Origin of the sequence: Mycoplasmopsis gallopavonis, from assembly GCF_900660635.1 — a bacterium.
GTDB classification, from domain to species: Bacteria; Bacillota_I; Bacilli_A; order Mycoplasmatales; family Metamycoplasmataceae; genus Mycoplasmopsis; species Mycoplasmopsis gallopavonis.
On sequence record NZ_LR215034.1, the window covers coordinates 1 to 19,499 of the forward strand.

13 protein-coding genes are annotated in these 19,499 nt (G+C 26.3%); 1 reads left to right on the forward strand and 12 read right to left on the reverse strand.

Annotation, left to right across the window (positions count from 1 at the left end; translation table 4 throughout):
- Window positions 1-336: 336 nt before the first annotated feature.
- The 6 genes from EXC53_RS04120 to EXC53_RS04145 form a co-directional block, all read right to left on the reverse strand.
- Window positions 337-555 (reverse strand): hypothetical protein, encoded by a 219-nt coding sequence (locus EXC53_RS04120; protein WP_165261079.1) that lies wholly within the window; start codon window positions 553-555, stop codon window positions 337-339.
- A 4-nt stretch (window positions 556-559) separates the two neighbouring features.
- Window positions 560-3,901 (reverse strand): PDxFFG protein, encoded by a 3,342-nt coding sequence (locus EXC53_RS04125; RefSeq protein ID WP_129724783.1) that lies wholly within the window; start codon window positions 3,899-3,901, stop codon window positions 560-562.
- Window positions 3,902-3,970: 69 nt separating this feature from the next.
- Complete coding sequence (locus EXC53_RS04130; RefSeq protein ID WP_119572033.1) at window positions 3,971-6,880, reverse strand: hypothetical protein; 2,910 nt, start codon at window positions 6,878-6,880, stop codon at window positions 3,971-3,973.
- A 407-nt stretch (window positions 6,881-7,287) separates the two neighbouring features.
- On the reverse strand, window positions 7,288-9,321 hold the full coding sequence (locus tag EXC53_RS04135) for a coiled-coil domain-containing protein (protein ID WP_129724756.1): 2,034 nt from the start codon (window positions 9,319-9,321) through the stop codon (window positions 7,288-7,290).
- Between the two features lie 635 nt (window positions 9,322-9,956).
- Entirely contained in the window at window positions 9,957-11,171 is a 1,215-nt protein-coding gene (locus EXC53_RS04140) for an IS3 family transposase (RefSeq protein ID WP_129724594.1), read from the reverse strand.
- Between the two features lie 18 nt (window positions 11,172-11,189).
- Window positions 11,190-13,775 (reverse strand): phosphatidylinositol-specific phospholipase C domain-containing protein, encoded by a 2,586-nt coding sequence (locus EXC53_RS04145; RefSeq protein ID WP_129724785.1) that lies wholly within the window; start codon window positions 13,773-13,775, stop codon window positions 11,190-11,192.
- Window positions 13,776-13,921: 146 nt separating this feature from the next.
- Between EXC53_RS04145 and EXC53_RS04150 the strand changes: the two genes are divergently transcribed.
- Window positions 13,922-15,292, forward strand: a complete 1,371-nt coding sequence (locus EXC53_RS04150; protein WP_119572158.1) for a hypothetical protein — start codon at window positions 13,922-13,924, stop codon at window positions 15,290-15,292.
- A 19-nt stretch (window positions 15,293-15,311) separates the two neighbouring features.
- Here EXC53_RS04150 and EXC53_RS04155 read toward each other — a convergent pair whose 3' ends face one another.
- From EXC53_RS04155 to EXC53_RS04345, 6 genes are all read right to left on the reverse strand, one after another.
- Window positions 15,312-17,309 carry a DUF262 domain-containing protein gene (locus EXC53_RS04155; protein WP_318024635.1) on the reverse strand — a complete coding sequence of 666 codons (1,998 nt, stop codon included), beginning with the start codon at window positions 17,307-17,309 and terminating at the stop codon, window positions 15,312-15,314.
- Window positions 17,310-17,537: 228 nt separating this feature from the next.
- The gene (locus EXC53_RS04160; RefSeq protein ID WP_129724789.1) at window positions 17,538-18,074 is read right to left on the reverse strand and encodes a hypothetical protein; all 537 of its coding nucleotides are present in this window, start codon (window positions 18,072-18,074) and stop codon (window positions 17,538-17,540) included.
- 109 nt (window positions 18,075-18,183) lie between these two features.
- Window positions 18,184-18,396, reverse strand: coding sequence for a DNA cytosine methyltransferase (locus EXC53_RS04305; protein WP_223214523.1), 213 nt, complete (start codon window positions 18,394-18,396; stop codon window positions 18,184-18,186).
- Window positions 18,397-18,581: 185 nt separating this feature from the next.
- Entirely contained in the window at window positions 18,582-18,818 is a 237-nt protein-coding gene (locus EXC53_RS04335) for a DNA cytosine methyltransferase (RefSeq protein ID WP_268926796.1), read from the reverse strand.
- Window positions 18,803-18,916, reverse strand: a complete 114-nt coding sequence (locus EXC53_RS04340) for a DNA cytosine methyltransferase (RefSeq protein WP_318024636.1) — start codon at window positions 18,914-18,916, stop codon at window positions 18,803-18,805. Before EXC53_RS04340 ends, EXC53_RS04335 begins: the two co-directional genes overlap by 16 nt.
- Complete coding sequence (locus tag EXC53_RS04345; RefSeq protein ID WP_268926799.1) at window positions 18,901-19,062, reverse strand: DNA cytosine methyltransferase; 162 nt, start codon at window positions 19,060-19,062, stop codon at window positions 18,901-18,903. Before EXC53_RS04345 ends, EXC53_RS04340 begins: the two co-directional genes overlap by 16 nt.
- Between the last annotated feature and the right edge of the window lie 437 nt (window positions 19,063-19,499).

Genomic DNA, 19,499 nt, shown 5'->3' on the forward strand with positions numbered 1-19,499 from the left:
TTAAATCTCAGGCATTAATGTATTAAAATCAGCCCCACTTAAACCTTGTTCTTGTGCTTTCTAACAAAAAGATTTTGAAGTTTTTCAACATTTAAAGCAAAGTTCTTTGTCCATCTGGAATTAATGAATCATCTAGAAGAAATTATTGTAAAAATCAGGTTCTGCAAGTGCGATTCCGAATCTGATGAGAAAATCGCTTGATTTGCAACTAAATCTGTAGCTGGGTTGAAATCTTTAATTGTAATAAATAACGGTATTTAATGAATTTTTCAAAAGATAATTAGCAACTTCTTGCTCACTTTCATTTCCTGATAAACCTTTAATTCACCAAGTTTGCTAAAATCAAATTTGATTAGCATAATCTAAATCAACGTTGTAAGCAACTTGTTCTTCAACAACCCCCACTCTGGTAAATTTAGTGTAATCAACTGCAAAAAATTCAAAGAAATCTAAGAAACTATCAAAAACAAAAGCGTCCATTTCGACATTATCTACCCTTACTTTTGTAAGTTTTCATTGCAGGTAAAAATGTTGAAAATCAAAACTTGCAGCCATTTTCTTAGCACTCACACAAATTTTGAAGTTCGTCTTGTGGAGATGAACTTAAAGTATTATTTGAAGTTAAAAATCCAAGGTATTTTTGGTTTAAACCAGCAATAAAGAAGTAATCAAAACCATAAAGCACTTCACCTGACGGAACTGGTAAATCATATTGTGCAGCAACTGATTTAAGACGATCTGGATTATTATAAATTGGTGAACTATTACGATTTTTAGCTAATGGAAAACTATATTTGTGAGTTTCATCAAAATATACAGTTGGGTTAATTCCGGCGTTATATCCGTTGTAAGTATTAGCTTTATCTTTGATGTAAGTTTTGTATTGTGTAAGTTTATCGTCTAATGAATCGTAAAAGTTTTTTGAGTAAGCAGCTTGTCTAATTAAATATCAGTTAAGTAAGTTACCACTTGCATCTGAGAATAATGAAAGATATGATCACCCTTTTCTTTCTTTGTTTTCAAGAGTATAACCATAAATGTTGTAATCAGGGTTTTTCTCAATTGGATCTTTTCTTGTTTTAACTTCATCTGCTCATTTAGTTAATTTTTCACCTTCAAGAACTTTAACTAATGAAAATTCTGGTTTTCCACCCAAAATAGTTGAAGGTTGGTTTCATCCACTATCATATCCGTTTGCACGAACTAAGTTGTTAATACTTTGTTTAATTACATCAACTTGACGATTAACATAATCTCATGAAGCGTGATCTAAAACTTTGAAAAGAGGGACATTGATTGCAGGTGTTCCGTCACTATTAAAGACATTAATCTTAGAAATAGACATTTGATCACCTTTACCTAATGTTTCAATAACTTTAATATCCACACTTCCATTAGATTTAACTTCATAAGGAATTTTTTGGAATTTACCATCATAAACGATATTTAAAACTCTCTCAGTGCTAAGTTTTTCAAATCCTAAGTCGCTTGCATTGTTAAAAGCTGACATCGGCCCTTCAATATAAGGGTTCAATGTTCCTGAATGACGGTCAAATGAGTTAGCAATAAATAAATCACCAACTTTAACATCTCTAAGCTTTGCAGCTTCATTTAAAGTTTCATAGTTTTGTAAAAAACGTCTTTGTTTGTTATTGATTAAATCAAAAATATCATCATTCTTATTAGCTGTTCCTCAAATATCTTGATCTGTTTCATTGAAAACTTCATCTGAGTGAATTTTATGATATTTGAAATTGATAAATTCTCCGTTTGGTGTTTCGTTACCAAGAGCATCAACTCTGACAATTTCAAGCCCTGTACGAGCATCAAGATAATTTTTAACAGCATCATAAGCGAAGTAAGATTGCACATTAACACCACCACGTGTGTTAAGCCCTCCTACAACAACTGAATTCTTTTGATTATTTAATGATTGAGTTCCTTCTAATGTATAGTGGTGTCCATATTCGTGAGCACCAACATATTTTAAGAAGTCAGTTGAAATTCCTTCATAATTTTCAATTAAAGCATTTAAAACTAAAGGTAATCCAATTCTGTCTCCATCACTCATTCCTTTGTAAGGACCATCAACAACTTTATAAGTATAATATCCTTCTTTATTTAAAGTTTGTTCTACGTGTGGTCCATTTAAATCTTTTAATAAGTGAGGGTATTTTGCGGTTAAAATATCAATTAATCCTGAATAAACTTCTGTATAAAGCTGGTAATCTCTTGAAGCTAAACCACGAATTGGATTTCCTTTTTCATCTTTAAGTGTAATGTTTTCAGGACCAGCTGATAAAGTAGTTGGTTTAATACTTCCAATATATCCGATTGCTTGTTTAAATTGGAAAAACTCTAACTTCTTATCAATTCTAGTTTCACCTGAATTAAACTGAAGAATTAATTCGCTTTGATCAGCATTTTCAGAATTATTTTTAATGTTTTTTAAGTGAGCATAAAGAACAAAATCATCACCAACTTTCACTTTATTAAACTTAGTAATTTTATAAAGTGCATTTTCGCCAGCACCGTTTAATTTAAGTGAGTTCTCAGCTTCCGCTCATGATTTATAAAAGTAATTTTTACCGTCTTTGTGGTAAACATAAAGTTCTGAACCTACAAAGTTATTAACATCATAGAAATCTAAAAAGTTAACAATTTGTGATTCAACTAAATTACGATAAACCCCAAGAGATTGCATGTCAAAAAGAGTTTCAGGAACTTCTTTATAATAGTGAGAAAATTCTTTTGAACGTTCTTCTCTATCATTAGTAAATTCAAAGTCAAGCTTCATACTGATTGGAGTGACTTTACCAGCTGGATCCACTAAAGCTTGCTTTTTGACATTTTTGATAATCGCAGGTTCAAAATCACTAAATTGAACTTGATCATAAATTTTAGGATTTGCTTTTTTAAGATCTTCAAATTCTCCCTTTGTTATATCGTAAGGTAAAACTAAAAGTAAACCTTGTGCAACCTTTTCTTTTTCGCTAATTGTAATATTTTTTAAATGTTCAGGAGAATCATTTTTATAAACTATAAATTTTTGTCCAATTAAACGACCTGGGGTTAATAATCCTTGGAAAAGTTCTAAATTTGGACGTTTATCACGAGTAGCTGATGTATCATAAGAATCTGTATATTCAGTATGATTGCTATTCATAATTGCTGATGCTAATGGAATATTATTTAAATATTCTTCTAATGTTTTTAAATCAACACTTTTAGTAAATGTACTATAAGTTAAAGCATCTGGTGCAAGTCCTCTTCCTGAGTATGAACTAAAAATTGGAAGTGAACCAAAGAAAGCATCAGGGAAGAATTTAATTTCACTTGATTCTTTTTTGTCAGTTGAGTGTGAACCTAATGTAATTGAGTTACCTCTTTGTTCTGCTCCCTTAACAATTCTAAAGCTTTCAAGAGTAAGAATGTCAGGTCCTCATGCAACATTAGTCATAAATCATTTACTAAAATCAATAAATTGTTTTGGACGAACAGCCAAAACATATTCATCAAAAAAGCTAAATGAAGCATACTTAACTTCTAAAATAAATCCTTCTTGATAAATTTCATAATATTTTTGGAAGAATGTATCTAAATCCATACGTTCTTCTGGTTTGTTTAAAAATCAAAATTCTGTTGCATCTTCATTTAAATCTGCAACTTTTTTTTCTTTTAATGGGTCTAAAATTCCTAACTGAGGAGTTAAAACTCCCTCTTCTTTAATTGAAGCATAATTGTTTTTTAAAGCTTCTTTACTAAATGGTGGAAAAGATCCTTTAACTTCATCGGAGTTTTGTGCATAAGCTCAAACAGCACCATATGAAGCACCAACACCAGCTGCAATGAGTCCGCTGGCGATGAGGACTTTTAGTTTTAAACTAAGTTTTTTGGACATATTTTCCTTTCATAATTGTTAATAAAATAATTAAAACCATAATGGACTTATGGTTTTAATTAAATAAAGTTAATTATTTTCTGAGTCCATATATTCAGCATGTAATTCTTTGAGAACTTGATAAGTAGCAACTTCACTTGCATAAATACTTGCTAATTGTAATGGAGTTAGTGTCACTTGTTGTCCTTTTTCATAATGTGAAACAGTGTATTTTGCATACCCTGATTTTGAGAAACCATAGTGCGAATCATTAAGGACTGAATAATAATCACTTCTTTTTTGTACTAAATCTTGTTTTAAATCTGCTAAATTTGAAGCATTTGCTTTTTTAGCTTCTAAGTAGGCCATATTTGCATCAAAATAAGCTTTTTCTGCTGCTAATAAATTTGCTTTAACTTTATCTGTTGTATATTCAGGAATTACATTACCTTCTTCATCATGACCTTGTTCAGTATTGTAAATATCATCAATATCTAGATTTGTAATCTTAATATAAGGTCTAGTGCTTGTATCTTCGTGTCCAAATTTTCATTCACTTGAATAACTAGCAAAAAGCTCAACTGCTTTTTGATCTGTTTCTGTTTCAGGATTAAGTTCAAGAGAAGCTAATTCTGCACGATTTTTAATATTTCATTGACGAATAAAAGCATAAAGTTCTTGTGATGGTACTACATAATTTCTAGGATCAAATTCATTAGAATTTTCGTAAGCTGCTTTTTTAGATTCATAGTTTTCTTGTGCTGCTTGATATTCTTCTTCAACTACTAATTTTCTTTGTTCGTAAGTTTCTTTCATGTTGTTGATAAAGCTTGCATCAACATCACTAAATGAATTTTTAGATTCTAATTCAGAATTAGCTTGCTTGATTTGATTATAAGTTGATTCATAGGCATCTTGGAAGAAATAATCTTTATCACTTCAATCATCATATCCTTGAAGTGTAAAATTATCTGAAATATTTTTAATTCTTTCATAAATTTCAAATAATTTCTTTACAGCCTCTTTATAAGCTGATAATTTTTGTTGTTCGTCACTTAATGAATCAAAGTTTGGTCAAGAGAAATTCTTAAATAAAGGAAAGATATTTTCTTCATGGAATTTTTTATTCAATTTATTTTGTTCAAAATCATTTTCTGCAAATTTATATCTTTTTTCAAGTTTTGCTGATTTGGTTTTTAATTTTAAAATAGCTTCAAGCTCATCTGATTTAGGATCATCACCTACAAGTGTTCAATAATTGTATAGATCAATCATGTTATCAACATATTTTTCAGCTAAAAGAAATGCAATATATTTATCAAAAGCTTCAATAAATGTTCCTTGTGATAAGCCGTTAGCTTGACTATATTTTGCTCTTAAATTGTATTTCAAGTCAGTATAAGGAGTAAAGCTATCATCAGGATCTTCTTGATTTGCTTTTGCATTAATTGTTAAAATTTTACTTCACACTGATTGTTTAACTTGTTCGATTTTTGCTTCAATTTCCGCTTTTTTAGCATTAACTTGCTCTTCTGGAACAGCTAATTCTTGCACACCTTGAAGAACATCTGTAAATGTTCCTAAAATTTCGTAATAAGTATTAGCGTTTCCATTGTATTTATAGTTAATACTTTGTTGAACATATTTATCTCATTGATTGTAAACTTTACGGTAAGCAATTGAATTTAAATATTTATAACCTTCTGATCTTCTAAAATCACGTAAGCTATCAATTGTTCTTGCATAGTAAACATCCAATTTTGCTGTTTGTTCGCTATCATAAAGACGGTAGTATAATGGATATTCTGTCATTTTTAAACGAACTTTTAAAAATGGTGAAAACTCATCAAGGTTTTGCGGATGTAAAACAACTTTAGCATATTTTTCTTCTAATGTAATATAACTAAAAAGTTGTTCAGCATAAGTTGTCGCACGACTTAATGAATTAGCGTATAAATCAGCAAATTCACCCACTGTAAGTGCAAGTCCATCTTTAGTTTGTTGACCTGTTTGATTAGGATTAAAATCATCATAAACTGATGAATCATTTGCTTCAATTGCAGCTTTTAATGCTCTAAAGTTTTCGATTCTTCATTTATATAAGGCTTCTAAATATTTACTTGTAGATCTTGGAACATCGTAATTGAAAATATTTTTATATCTATCACCAATTTTTTTAATTCTATCCATTGTAATTGCTAAATCAGCTCTAAATTGTCTTCTTGTACCGTACTTTTCAGGAGTTTTTTCTGTTTCTTGTTTAGCTAAGATTGTACTTTGTTTAAGTCCTTCTGTATTTTGAACGATAGAAGCAATTGTTTCTCTTGTTCTTTCGTCTCGTACATTCATACTTTGCAAGTAATCAATAAATGCTTGATACCAATCGATTAAATAAGTTTGAGCTTCTAACAATGCAAGTTTACCTGAGAGTTGTCTTGGTAAATAATCTTTGGTTAATTCCTTAATTTCTTCTTGAAGACTTTCTCCATTATATTGAACGCTTCGCTTTAAATCTCTTTCAAGTTGTGCAACTTTTAATTCTAAGTCTGAAATAGTATTTTCATTTGCAGCTCTAACATGCTCTAAGTCAATTTTGGCACTTGCTAAATTGTTTTCAGCATCTTGTTTCGCTTTATCTTTGGCCGCATTTAAAGCTTCTGAATTACCTAAAATAGAGCTTAATTTTTTGATTCAATCATTTAAAAGTCTAGTACTAAATTTTTCTAAAGATTCAATAATTGTTTCTTTTTCAGAATTACTTTTAGCTTTTTTGTATTTTGAAGTGATTTCCGCTAACTCATTATTTGAATTAATATATAAGTCGCTTGCAAGTTCAGAATTATTAATATTATTTAATATTTGTTCTGTTGATTGCAATATTTTGTCATATTTAGCATCATTGTTTGACGCTGTAGAGTTATCATTACATGCAACTAAAATTCCTGAAACAGGTAAAATAGCCGCACTAAGTAATGGAACTAGTAATTTACTTTTTTTCACGTTACCTCGCTTTTCTTAAAATGTTTTTTATTATTTTTTGTTCTATTATACTAAAATTATTACCATAATATCACTAGATAAAACAAAAATACTAGAAAAAAATCAAAAAAGGCATCAAATTTCGCCAATTTATATCTAAGAAAAGAAAAAATCAGCTCTATTTTCTATTTAATTAGAGCTGATTTTTAACTTTTTAAATTTATTTACATTGACATTGTTCGCATGTACATTTTGTGCATCCACATACACATTTGCATTTTGCTTTGTTTTCCATTTTTACCTCCAAAAATATTATAGTACTTTTAAACTAAAAAGTTATAAAAATTTATTTTTTTCAATTAAAAATGCACTTTTTAGTTTGATTAAGTTAAGAAATCCTTATAAAAAAGCATCAAATTACTTGATGCTTATTTTTTGAATTTTTTAAAGATGAAATATCCAGCTATTCCAAGAATTGGAAGCGTAACTGCAATTGGTAATAAAACTCATAATAAATAGTTTGATTTTTGTGCTTGAACTTTGGGTTGTTCTGGTTGGACAATGTGTTCTTCTAAACTTAAAAAGAAATGAAGTTTTAAAGTATTTTCTGCTATTTTTTCTAAGGATAAATTTGATTGACGATCAAGGTTTTGAATATTTTGCTCATAATTTTCCTTAATTTCTGGATCATTGCTTGTCTGATATTTTTCGGAAGCTAAATCTCAAAGATTTTTAAATTCTTCCATTTTTTGATTTAATTCATTTTTATATTCAAGAAAGTTGTTCAATTGTTCTGAGTTTAAAATTTCACTAAATTGATTTTGTAAAGAATCAAATTGAGCCTCATTTAAACTACCAAGGTCTAAGTTGCTATGAACTGAAATAATTTCTTTCATAAAATTATTAAGTTCTTTAAGCTTACTTAAATTTTGATTTAAATTGTTTTCTGACTCAAAGAAATTTAATTGTTGATTAGATAAATTAGAGTTATTTGTTGCTAAAAAGTCTTTATTAGCAATATACATTTCTAATAAATCCGATTTAAAGAAAGTTTTAAATTCATTAATAAAACTTTCTAACTTAGTATTTATTTTTTCTAACTCAGCATTTCCGGTTTGACTAAGATTAATTTGAGCATAATTTTGAAGAAAATCCTCTTTGATTCTAATTAAATTTTCTGAAAGATTATCCATACTAATAAGTGAATTTAAACTGCTTTTTAAGTTTGTATAATTAATAACTAATGTTTGATGTTTTTTGATAATTTGAGCAATAATTTCATTGTTTGCTCTAAAGAAATTATTAAGAGCAACCTCAAATTCTTTCAGCTGTGCTTTGGTTAAACTTTCTAATTTAATTTCAAAATTTTGGTTTCAAGTGTTAAGATAATTTGCTAAATCAGCAAGATTTGCATCTTTACTAAATAATTTGGATTTAATTTGTGTTTTTTGATCTAGTAAATTTGTTAATAATTCTTGATATTCTCTTGAAGCATTAGTAGCAAGAGCAAGGTTGTCTGTAAGATTGATTAAAGTTTGTTTAATTGTTTCAAGATCGCTATCTTCATTAATTGTTTTTGCATTATTTAAAGATGTATTTAAAAGTTCATTAAAATCACTAAACTGAATTGCTTTTGTATTTGTAATAAAAGTTTCTGTTTCAACAATTAATCTTTTTAATTCATGAATTTTGGCACTTTTTTCATCTTCTTGTGCTTCATATTTTGCTGATAATTCATTAATCTTATTTAATAATTCTTCAACTTGATTTTTGTGTTCAAGAATTTGATTTGAACTCATTTTTGCAATGTCAAGAGCATAATCCGCAAGTGGCAAGTTAATTTGCGAATCAATTTCTTCGCTAAAAGTTGAAAAGCGTTGTTTTAGTGAATTTGCTATTTCAGTTATTTTGTTAAAAGATCCCTTAAAAGCTTCTAAAGCAAGATGTTTCTCTTGAATATCTTCATCAAAACTTGATAAATGAGTAGTTAAGTCTTGGAGATTTTGTTTAAGAACATCAATTGTTGCATCTTGATTGTATGAAGCATTAAAGTTTCCTAAATATTCATTAATTTTGTTTGCATAATATTCGTTTGAGCCAAAGCTATTATTAAGATCTTTTTTACGGGCATTTAAAATCTTTAAATAATTTTGAATTAGAATTTGAAAATAATCTTTTTTCTTCGCAAAATATAAATCTTCAAGTTTTTGATATTTAGCAAGAATTTGTTGATCATCATAATTTTGATAATTCCTAATTACATCTTTTAAAATAAAACTAAAATTAGCAAATAATTCAAGTTCTTTATCAATTGCTTCACTTGTTAGCATGTCAGTGTTAAATTTAGCAAATTCATCATCATAAAAAATCTTTGAAAGATTATAAAAATTATCTAAGTGATTGGTTTCTAAACTTTTCATTAACGCTCGAAAATCATTAAAAGCATTTTTAAAAGAAGTCATTTTTGAATTTAAATTAGTAAAGTTTGTTTGAATTTTAGATTTGGAAATTAAAACATCTTTACTTTCAATTTGGCTTGCAAAGAAATCTTTTTGAGTTTGATTTAATTTAGTTTGTTTTTGAAACTCGCTAATTAAATTACTAATTTCTCTAAATTCAGAATTAATAGGACTTAATTGATCTAAATTTTTAGCATTATTAATTTCAATACTAAGTTTATTACGGTTAAATTCTAATAAATTTGAGTTAGTAATTTTAGTTTTTAACTCTTGCTTAGCAAGATTTAATTTTGCTTCTCCATTTAAAGTTTGAAGTGCATTTTGATAATTATTTAAAAGCGGATTTAACTGATTAATTTTTCAATATTGATTTGAAGTTTGAGTTTTTTCAAGTTCGCTAAATTTAGCATTATATTCATTTTTTGCTGTTAAATCTGCATCTTGATAATTTTGACTTGCAAGAATTTGGTTACGATTTGCTAATAAATCTTGAATAACTTCAATTTTATTAGCAAGAGAGGTAATCTGATTTTCTAACTGATTTTTAGATAATTGGGTATTTGCAATAATTTCTTGTTTTAAACCTTGTTTTTGGGCTTGATTAAAAAATGGTTCAGATTAAACTAGGACAGAAAAAATTAACAATTTATTAAATTGGATAGCCCCATACTATATTCGTATGGGGTTTTTCAATTCAGACATGATTGAATTCTAAATTTATTGTATCAATGAACATAATTAGATATCACTTTTTCTAGTTCATTCAAAGTCATAGCTTTGATATTTAAATCTCTAATTAATTCAGTTTTTAAATTTGAAAATCAATATTCCACAACTCTATTATCTAAACTATTTCCTACTTTTGAAAGCGAAATTATTCCACCTTTATTTTGAATAAAACGAGAAAAATCATCAGATGTATAAGTTGAGCAATGATCTGAATGTAGTATAAAACTTTTTTCAAAATCAACATTTTCAAATGTTTTGTAAATTAATTTTGAATCATTAAATTTGGAAAGAGAAAAACTAATTATTTCTTTAGTTTTATGTTTAATTACTACTGAAAGATAAACATTATTGTTTATTGCATCTTTTGTCGCTGGAAGATATGTTACATCAGTAGCGTATATATTTCTGTTATATACATCATTATAATCTCTATTAACAATGTTTTCTTTTATGATAGATGTGTTCTTTGATTCTTTTAGTTTTTTTCTTTTTCTGACATTGCAAAATAAACCTAAGGCATTCATATATCTTCCTAGAGTTCTTTCGTTTATGTCTATTTTATAGTGCTTTAAGATAAAATATTTTAATTTTTGTCTACCATATTTAGATCTATTTTGTTTAAATGAATCAATAATCAAGTCTTGGTACTTTATTTTTCTGGATTTATTTTTAGGAGCAAAATTATTTCTTTTATGTTTGGATATTGTTTGTCTACAAAGATACAACAAAATAGCAAGTTTATACGAAGCCATATTAATATTTGATGCCTCTTGAACTTTCTCTGTTTTAAATTTATCTTTTGTAATTTCTCTATATCTTTTTGCAATTTCAATTAAATCTTCTCGTGTAAAAATGTTTCAATTTATATCTTGTTCTTTCGCTTTTCTTGACCTACCGGTTCCAGGCTTTCTTGGTTTTTTATTCATATTAAAATTATAATGTTTTAATATTCTTCGTAATCTCGCTTTCACATATTTATCTTTTGCTTTTGCACCATATTTATACATCAGTTCAATCGCATCCTTTTTACCTAATTGAAAAAATGTATTATAAATTTCTTTTTCTTGTTCTTCTGTAAAATGTTTTCCCATTTTTTCTCCTTTAAAAATATAAAAAATTAACATTCGAAGGAATGTTAATTTTTATTGTCCTAGTTTAGATAGTGCAAAATTTATTAATGACTCATTTTCTTTATTTTTTGTAATTAACGCCTCTTTTTTAATTTCCATCTGTTCTAAATCTCGATTAGATTCTAGTTCATTTTGGAAATTTTGTTTTTCTAAATCACTGATATAAGTTAATCCATTAACTTCATTTTGAAGTTGTTTTTTACGAGCTTCATAACTTTCAAAATTTCTTTGCATTTCTTGTACTAAATTATTAATTTTGATAATTAAATTATTTAGTTCAGCATAATTCCAAGTTGACTTATTGGCTTTTAATTGATTAGTTCAGTTAGTAAAATTTGTTTTTTGAATGTTAGAAGCAAAATTATAGTAATTTGAACTTAGTACTTGATTATAGTTTGCAATTTGAGTCTCAACATTTGCTAGAAAACTATTAAATTGATTAATTTTAGCTATCAAACTAGTAACATCAGAATTTCTATTAGAAGTTAAAGCTGCTTCAAAATCAGTGTGGAAAAAGTTTTTTTGCACACTTGATAAATTAGTTGCTGAGTCTAGTGCATTACTAAGTTGATTAGAACTAGAATCTACAAAATTACCAAAATTAACAAATTGAGAGTTTAAGTTTTCGATTGTTCGTTTAGCTGATAATTTTGAATCATTACTAAAATTAGAAATTGAGTTAACTAAATTAGTTTTCATTAAAGTTAATTTTGAATCAATTAAATTTAAATAAAACTGATTTGCTCAATTTAAATTATTAGGTAAATGAAGTTTATTTAAAAATGAATCACGATTAAAAGCTTGATTTTGAGCAATAATATCATTTAAAAAACTAATTTTTAAATCTGCTGATTGATAAAAATTGAAATAAGAATTTCATTGAGCTATAGTTGGTAAAGAATTTAAAGAAAGAATTCTTTGATATTCTGCTTCTTGATTATTTATTTCTTGAAAAAATGATTCAAAGTCATTTTGATTAAGGTAATTTGAAACTAAGCTTTGATTTAAAAGTTGAATTTTTGTTTCAACTTCTTTTTTCTTTTTTAATAAATTTAATCAAGTATCAAAATTGTTTTTTAATGCTAAATTTAAATCACGAAGTTGGTTAATTGATTCTTGTGTTACGGTTGGATTTTGTTTAAGTTGAATCAAAGGTCTTGCAAAATAATTTGTAAAAAGTTTAGTTTCACTTGAACCCAGACCAGTAATTTCAATTAAAGATCGTCTTCCTTCACGCACTTTATTCTCTAAATTAGCGAGCAAACGATCAAATAATGAATTTTTTTCAACCGAAACTCACTTAACAGTTTGATTGTACTTTTGAGGCTGAGGGTAATAAATATTTGGAATTGTTTTTTGATTGTAAGTGATCATAATTCGATCTGTTACTTGTAAATTATTAGGTAAATAAATTCTATTTGAATTGATATCTATTCTAACATTGACAGGAGTTCTTACTTCTTTTTTTGTATCTAAAATTTCAACAGAAAGATCTAAATTTGCTAAGCTTGCGTTAGCTTGAATAAAATTCTCACCTGCTGTTGGAGAAAAAAAGTTTAAATTAACTCTTGGTAAAAGATTCGGACGATTTAATTCTTCTTGGGTATAAGTGTAATTTGTTTGAACTATTCTTTTAAGAAGTGCATCGCCAGGGAAGTCAAAAATTAAAACTCCGGTTCTTAATATATTGTTAGCTTTTAAATAAGCCATAGTTTGTTTATTAATTTCTTTATGAGTTTCGTAAGGCTTACTATTATCTTTTGATCTAGATGTAAAATTAATAATTAAATGATTTCCGTTATTTTCATTATTAGAAAGATTTAAAGTTTCCTTAATTTTTTGCATTTTAACTTGTTCAGTGGTATTTCATTCATCTTGAACATCAATTAAAACAGATCATCAAGCAGCACCATAGCTAAAATTATTTTTTCAAATATTTTTGTGCATGTTATCTAAAACAAAAATTTTACCCCGAACAGAATCTAGTGTAGGATTTTCAAATGAGTCTTGACTACTGTTCTTATAAATATAATCACGAATTTCAGGATTTTCAAAAGTTTTTACAATTTCTTTTTTTCATTCTAACGCATCTCTAGAACTCATCTTTTTAGGATCTGAATTTTCATCTTTATAACGAATTAAAATAACTTCATTTGGATGTGCTTTTAAAAAGGTTACAAATTCTTTTAAAACTTTTTTCAAGTCATAATTTGAACCAACATTGCCATGATAAATTCACATATCAGTTGATATTCTAAGATCAAAAAAACGAATTCCAGATTTTAATTGATTTTGAAAATTTCGACTTTGAGTTTTTGCTCAGGCTTGTCCAAAAAATCATTTAGCACCTCAACCACTAAACATTGCAGAATCGTGTGTTCCGGGGATCGAAAGATCTCCTAATCTCTTTTGACCATCTACATATTTCATTCAATCATTAAATTCCAAATTTGTATCTGTAATATCCAAAGAACTGGTTTGGTATTCATTAATATTTCGTTGAGGAGGAATATTAGAATTTGTACTTGAAACAAGTACAAGCGGAAGAGTTAAAGAAGGAATGATACTTCCTAAAAATAATTTATAAGTTTTTTTCATAAAATCTCCTTTAACTTTTAGATTAAAAAAGTTATTTTAATTAATTAAAATAAACTTTTAAGGTGGTTTTAATTATAAAACTAAAAATGTGCAAGTTTTCAAAATAATCAAGATTTGTTAAAATAAGTAATAAGAAAGTTAAAAATATGAAAAAAGAATTTTCAATAAATAAAACAATAGAACAAATCAAAACAATTTACCAAGAATTGTTTGACCGAGCAATTAGTCAAAGAACTTTACTCTTCTTAAAAAATCTTTGCTTTATTTTTCTAGAAACTAGCTTTGATCAAACTTTTTTACAAAGAAGTTTTGATCAAAAAAATGATCCTTCAAAATGTGATTTCAAAGAAGAAAAAAACGATCATTTTGAGCCAATTGATGAAACAACTTTAAGAGAAATTTTAGTTACAAACTTATCTCAAAATGGATATATTAAAACTTCTAACGATCCAATTCGATATAAAAACTATTTAAAACAAATTGACTTGGTGAATTTTATCCCAAGTACATGAGCTGATAATCACGAAAAATTCAATTCTTTAAAAAGTGCGATCTATAAAAATTTAAGAAGAGCTTTTAAAATCCAATTAATTTCTTTAATTCAAAATGAGCTTCAAAACAATCTTGAACAAAAAGAATTTAGAAAAGGATTTGAGAACTTTATTAAAAACAAAGATATTGCAGAAATTTCAAATAAAGTCTTAATTGATGCACTTGAACAAATTGAACAAAGACTATTTGATTGAAAACATGTAAATGCTACTTTTAAAAATAATCAGAAAGAAGTTGTAAGCCCAGTTTCTAATTTAAAAGTACTTTCAAATAATTTCTTCGAAGATATCTATCAAAGAATTAAAATTGCAAATTCCGAAGATCCTAAATTTTGAAAAAAGACAAAGAAACTCACAACTTGAAATGGTCGTTTCTTAATTGCTTTTGGACTTACTTTCGTGCTCTCTACCTTATTTTTTGAAGTTTTCCAAGGTTTATCCGTTTGAAATGAAAGCTTATCAATTAAATATTTAATTTACATTGGATTTGGACTTTTAGCTCTTTTGGTTTTAATTGGGATTTTATTAATTTTTCTTTACTTTAAAAATAAAAATTACATCAAAAGTTACAACATCTCATCAAATATTGAATATAAATCAATTGGAAAAATTACGAAAGAACATGAACAATTAATTGATTTCCTAGATGAAGTTTTTCAAGCACAAAAACTTTATCAAGATGAACATAGTGAAGCTCAAAAGACAAATGATTTTGTTTGAAAAATTAGTTTTGATTTAACTCAAATAGAGTTATCAAATGAATTAATTAATCAAATCGAATGATTTTGTTCGTATTTAAAAATTATTCGTGACAACAATGATCATCCCGTTTTTAAAAACGAATTAATTCTTTGAGAATTTCATATTGCTAAAAGCGAAAAAATAAAATCATTTGAGGATTTAGAAAAAATTATGGATCCTAAATTTATTAATCGTAATTTAATTTCATTTGAAATTCAAGAATAAAAAAGTTAGCTGAAAAATGCTAACTTTTTAAATAAATTTCTTTAATTAATTCAACAATGTCATCTCTTCTTTTTTCTATTTTTTCTGAATTTCATTCTTTAGATAAAGGTTCTAAGCCTTCTTGTGAATTAACGAAAGATAAAAAAATTCCAGTCTGTTTTTTTAAATTGTCATATTTTTCTTCAACAGAGTTATTTTTATATTTAGAATTTAAGGATGATTGAAGTATAAATCCATTTCCGATAGAATTAATAAGTTTGTCTTTATCTTCATTACTTTCAATGTCAAGATTTTTTATTTTAGAATTTGTGGCATAAAAATGATCTCAAGAAGGTTCTTTGAATAAAACTTCAAATTCCCCTATATGTCATCATGAGTTTAATCTTGGGAAAGAATTTCTTGAATTCTTTAAATATCAAATGATTCTAAACATTAGTTCTGTATATTCACTATTTCTTGATTTAGAATCTACATTATTTTTGAAATTATTGTCTATTTCGTTGTAAATAGTTAACTTAAATTCATCATCAAGAATAAACTTATCATCAACAAGAAGAACTTTTTGATTGTTAAAGACTAATTCAAAAAGACCCTTTCTAAGAGCTTGGGCAGTTAAATTAGATTCTTTTTTGAGTTTATCTATCAAAATGTAAACTCCACGTGAGAGTGATTGCCCTTCAAATTTAGCTGTTTTTCAAATAAAAGTAAATCTTTCAATTTCGAATAATAATTTAATCACTTCTCTTCAAATAGATAATTTTTTTGTTTCACCACCTTCTATTTTTTTATCCAAAATTTCAAAAGAATCGAGAATAAAAATAACTAACGGAAGAAAAACGGTCACATTCCCTTTTGAAGCCATAGAAACAAAAGGAAATAGTCATTCGATTAAATCTGGATTAGAAGTTTTTTCTCTTTTAGGATAAATTTTTTTGAATTTGTCAAAATCATTTTTTCAATTATTAAAATGTTCTTGATTTTTGATCAATGAATATTGAAATTTAAGTTTTTCTAAAAGTAAAGCTTCTAATCATGAATCATCTTTAGCTTCATTTGAATGAATTTCCAAAAACTTTTTAATGATATATAGAGGAGAATACTCATAATTTGAATTCATTTTCAGTTCATATTTATTATTTAAATAAGTTGTAAAAAGTTTTAAATTTGGACTTTCTGTCACTTCTAAATTTTCTGCTTTCGGTTTCCCTTTAATAAAGAATGAATAAAATAATTGCATAAAGTTTTCTAAATTAATTTGAATTTCTTTGTCCTCTAAATCTTTATTAATTAATCTTTCATAAATATAAGCTTTAAGCATTTCTAGATTATTTAGTTTTTTACTCATTAAATTCATTCTTTCAAAAATTTGCTCAGAAGCACCTTCTTGAACTTCTACGTGATTAATAACAAAACCATATAAAAGTCTTTCGACAAAATCTTTGACATATAAGTCGTCTTTTTGATCTAGTTTATTAGAAAGATAGCTATAAATATAAATTAAATTTTCTTTTAATTGTTTTTCGCCTTCATCTTGATTAATTTTGTTAGGTTTAGATTCTTTTCCATTAATTTTCTTTCCTCCTCAAATATCTTGGATTGCTTCTATATTATTTTCAAAAAGTTTTGAAAAATTTAAAAGTCCATTAAGTTTGGAAGGGTTGTCAATTCATTTACCAACAAAATCTTGATTATCGTAATCTTGGTTATCATAAGAATTATTGAACATAGAATCATAAATTCATGGAATTTCATAATCTTTGATTTTTCTTTGACATAAATATTTAAATAAAGCAAAATTAGTAAAAATTAATGTAATAGTTCTTTGTTGACCATCAATTATCTCGTTTTTGTTGCTATGACCTTTTGATTTAGTTGTTATTGTGCTTAAAAAATGATAATTTTCACCTTTTTTGAAAGAATGAGATGGATATTTATCTGCCAAAAGCTCAATATCATCAATTAATCGTTCTAAATAATCTTTATTTCAAGAATATTTCTTTGATAAAATGGAATATAAATATGTTTCTTTCTAAGTCAATTGAAATATTCTAAAACAGTTTTAATTGTTGTTTGAAGTCTATCCACTCTAATTATTGTTTTATCATAATCTTTACATTCTTCTTTTTTCTTATTTTTGTCAAAAGTATATTGAAAATTTTGGAATAAAACTTCTTCTGAATTTTTGTGTGCTAAATAATTAACTACTTTTAAAATATCTTTACATTTTTCATTAATATGTGATTTTTTATTGTTTAAAGTATTTTAGCAAGTGTTTTTCAATAATTTTTTTCTTGCACTTTTTGAACACCAGGTAAATTTCAAATTTTTTATATTCTAAAATTCAGTTATTATCCTCTGATAGGGTTTCGCCTTCTACATCAAAATCAATTAAAATTGAATGAATTCAGTTTGAATCAGCTAGTAAAATTCTTTTTTGTAAATTTTCTCTAAAATCAGATTCTTCTTCATCATTACTATTTTCATAGTTTTGTTTTAAAAATTCAACATATGCATCAATTTTATTAATTAGTTCTTCTGAACCAAAATCATAAATTTCTTGAATAAATTGTTCTTTATTTTCTAAAAAAGATTGATCGAATTTTTGGAATTTGTTTAAAAATTTTGTGGTTCAAAAATATTCTTTATTTTCTTCTTTTAAAACCCCAATAAAAGAAAGAGTTTTCGCTGCTTGCATAAATACTGCGTTTTTAGCGTTTTTCGGATCTTCTTTGTTTAATTCTTCTTGTGTAAAATTTAGGGTATTATTTTGAAATTTGTTCAATTTGATTTTAAAAATTAAATAATTTTGTTTCAATATAACTATTAGTATTTGTTCCTATTTTTCAATAATTAAAACATATTTATTTTTTCTTTATTAGTTGTTGACATAATTACCTCTTATTTTTATTCATTTCGTCAATAATACCTATGACTTCAAAAATCCTTTTTAGAACATTGACATCAATTGAATTTCCTGCTTGCCTTCATAGACAATCATTATTTAAGATCCCTTCTTCAACAAAAGGTACTAATTTGTTAAAATCAAGATCTTCAAATCCCATGATTTTATAAGCTTCTCGTGGAGTAATAAAACGATATTGCAATTTCTTCTCAAATTATGAGAAATAGGAATATAACCTGCGTTAGGAATTCGATCTTGTTTAGTAGTTAAAGTATTGATTTTATAGCTTGGATCTGCTAAACTTAATTCTTACAACTATCAATAACCTTTTTTCTTGATGGAGTGTCATTAATAAGTGCAGATCATGCTTCTTTAATATTTTGTTATTTAAGTCAAAATACTAAAATATTTCTTTTTTCTTTCTTCTATATCATTTAAAACATATTTTTGCCCAATTTTATTTAAATATAAAAGGTATTCTTCGTCATTATTAAAAGGAGTTTTATAATCTTTTAAAACACTAATGGCAAAAACTCTCTCACGATTTTGTAAAGATCCGTGATTTGAAGCATTTAAAATACCAGTAAAAGTTTTATAACCTAAATTACTTAAAAATGTTTTCATTCTTCATACTCGTGTGAATATTTTGTAACCAATCCTCTAACATTTTCAAGCAATAAATATTTTGGTTTATGATTTGATTCTTCTAAAATTCTTCCGATTTCTCAATTAAATGACTAGTACTTTCTTTATTCTTGATCCCTTTATCTCTACCCATACTAGCAACAGATAGACCTTGACAAGGGAAAGAATAAGTTAAAAGATCTATTTTAAGATTATCTAAAACTTCTCCTGTAACAGTTTTGATATCTGAATAATTTTATTAATAAAGTTTGCACTTGCTAAGATTTTTTAAGATCTTCTTTTGATTAATTATGCTTTAATTGGATTTTTAGATCTCTACTAAAAACATGTTTGTTTAAGTAGCTATTTAATTCTTCTTCATTTTTATATATTTTTAATAAAATTTTTTCTATTTCATCTATTTTGAGTTTATTGTGAATTGCAGCGTAAGCGATAATAGCACGAATATCTCAATCAGCCGTTGCACTACTTCAAATTTATTTTTAAATTGAAGATTTTTATTAACTCAGTCTAAACTTTTATGTTGTGCACCAATTCCAGAAAATGTTTCAAAAACTTTAATTTTTGACATTTCTAGAAACTAAAAAAGAGAACGCAAAAAGCATTCTTTTAATTTAGTTAAATTATTGTTTCTGAAATTAGTACATTTTAATATATATA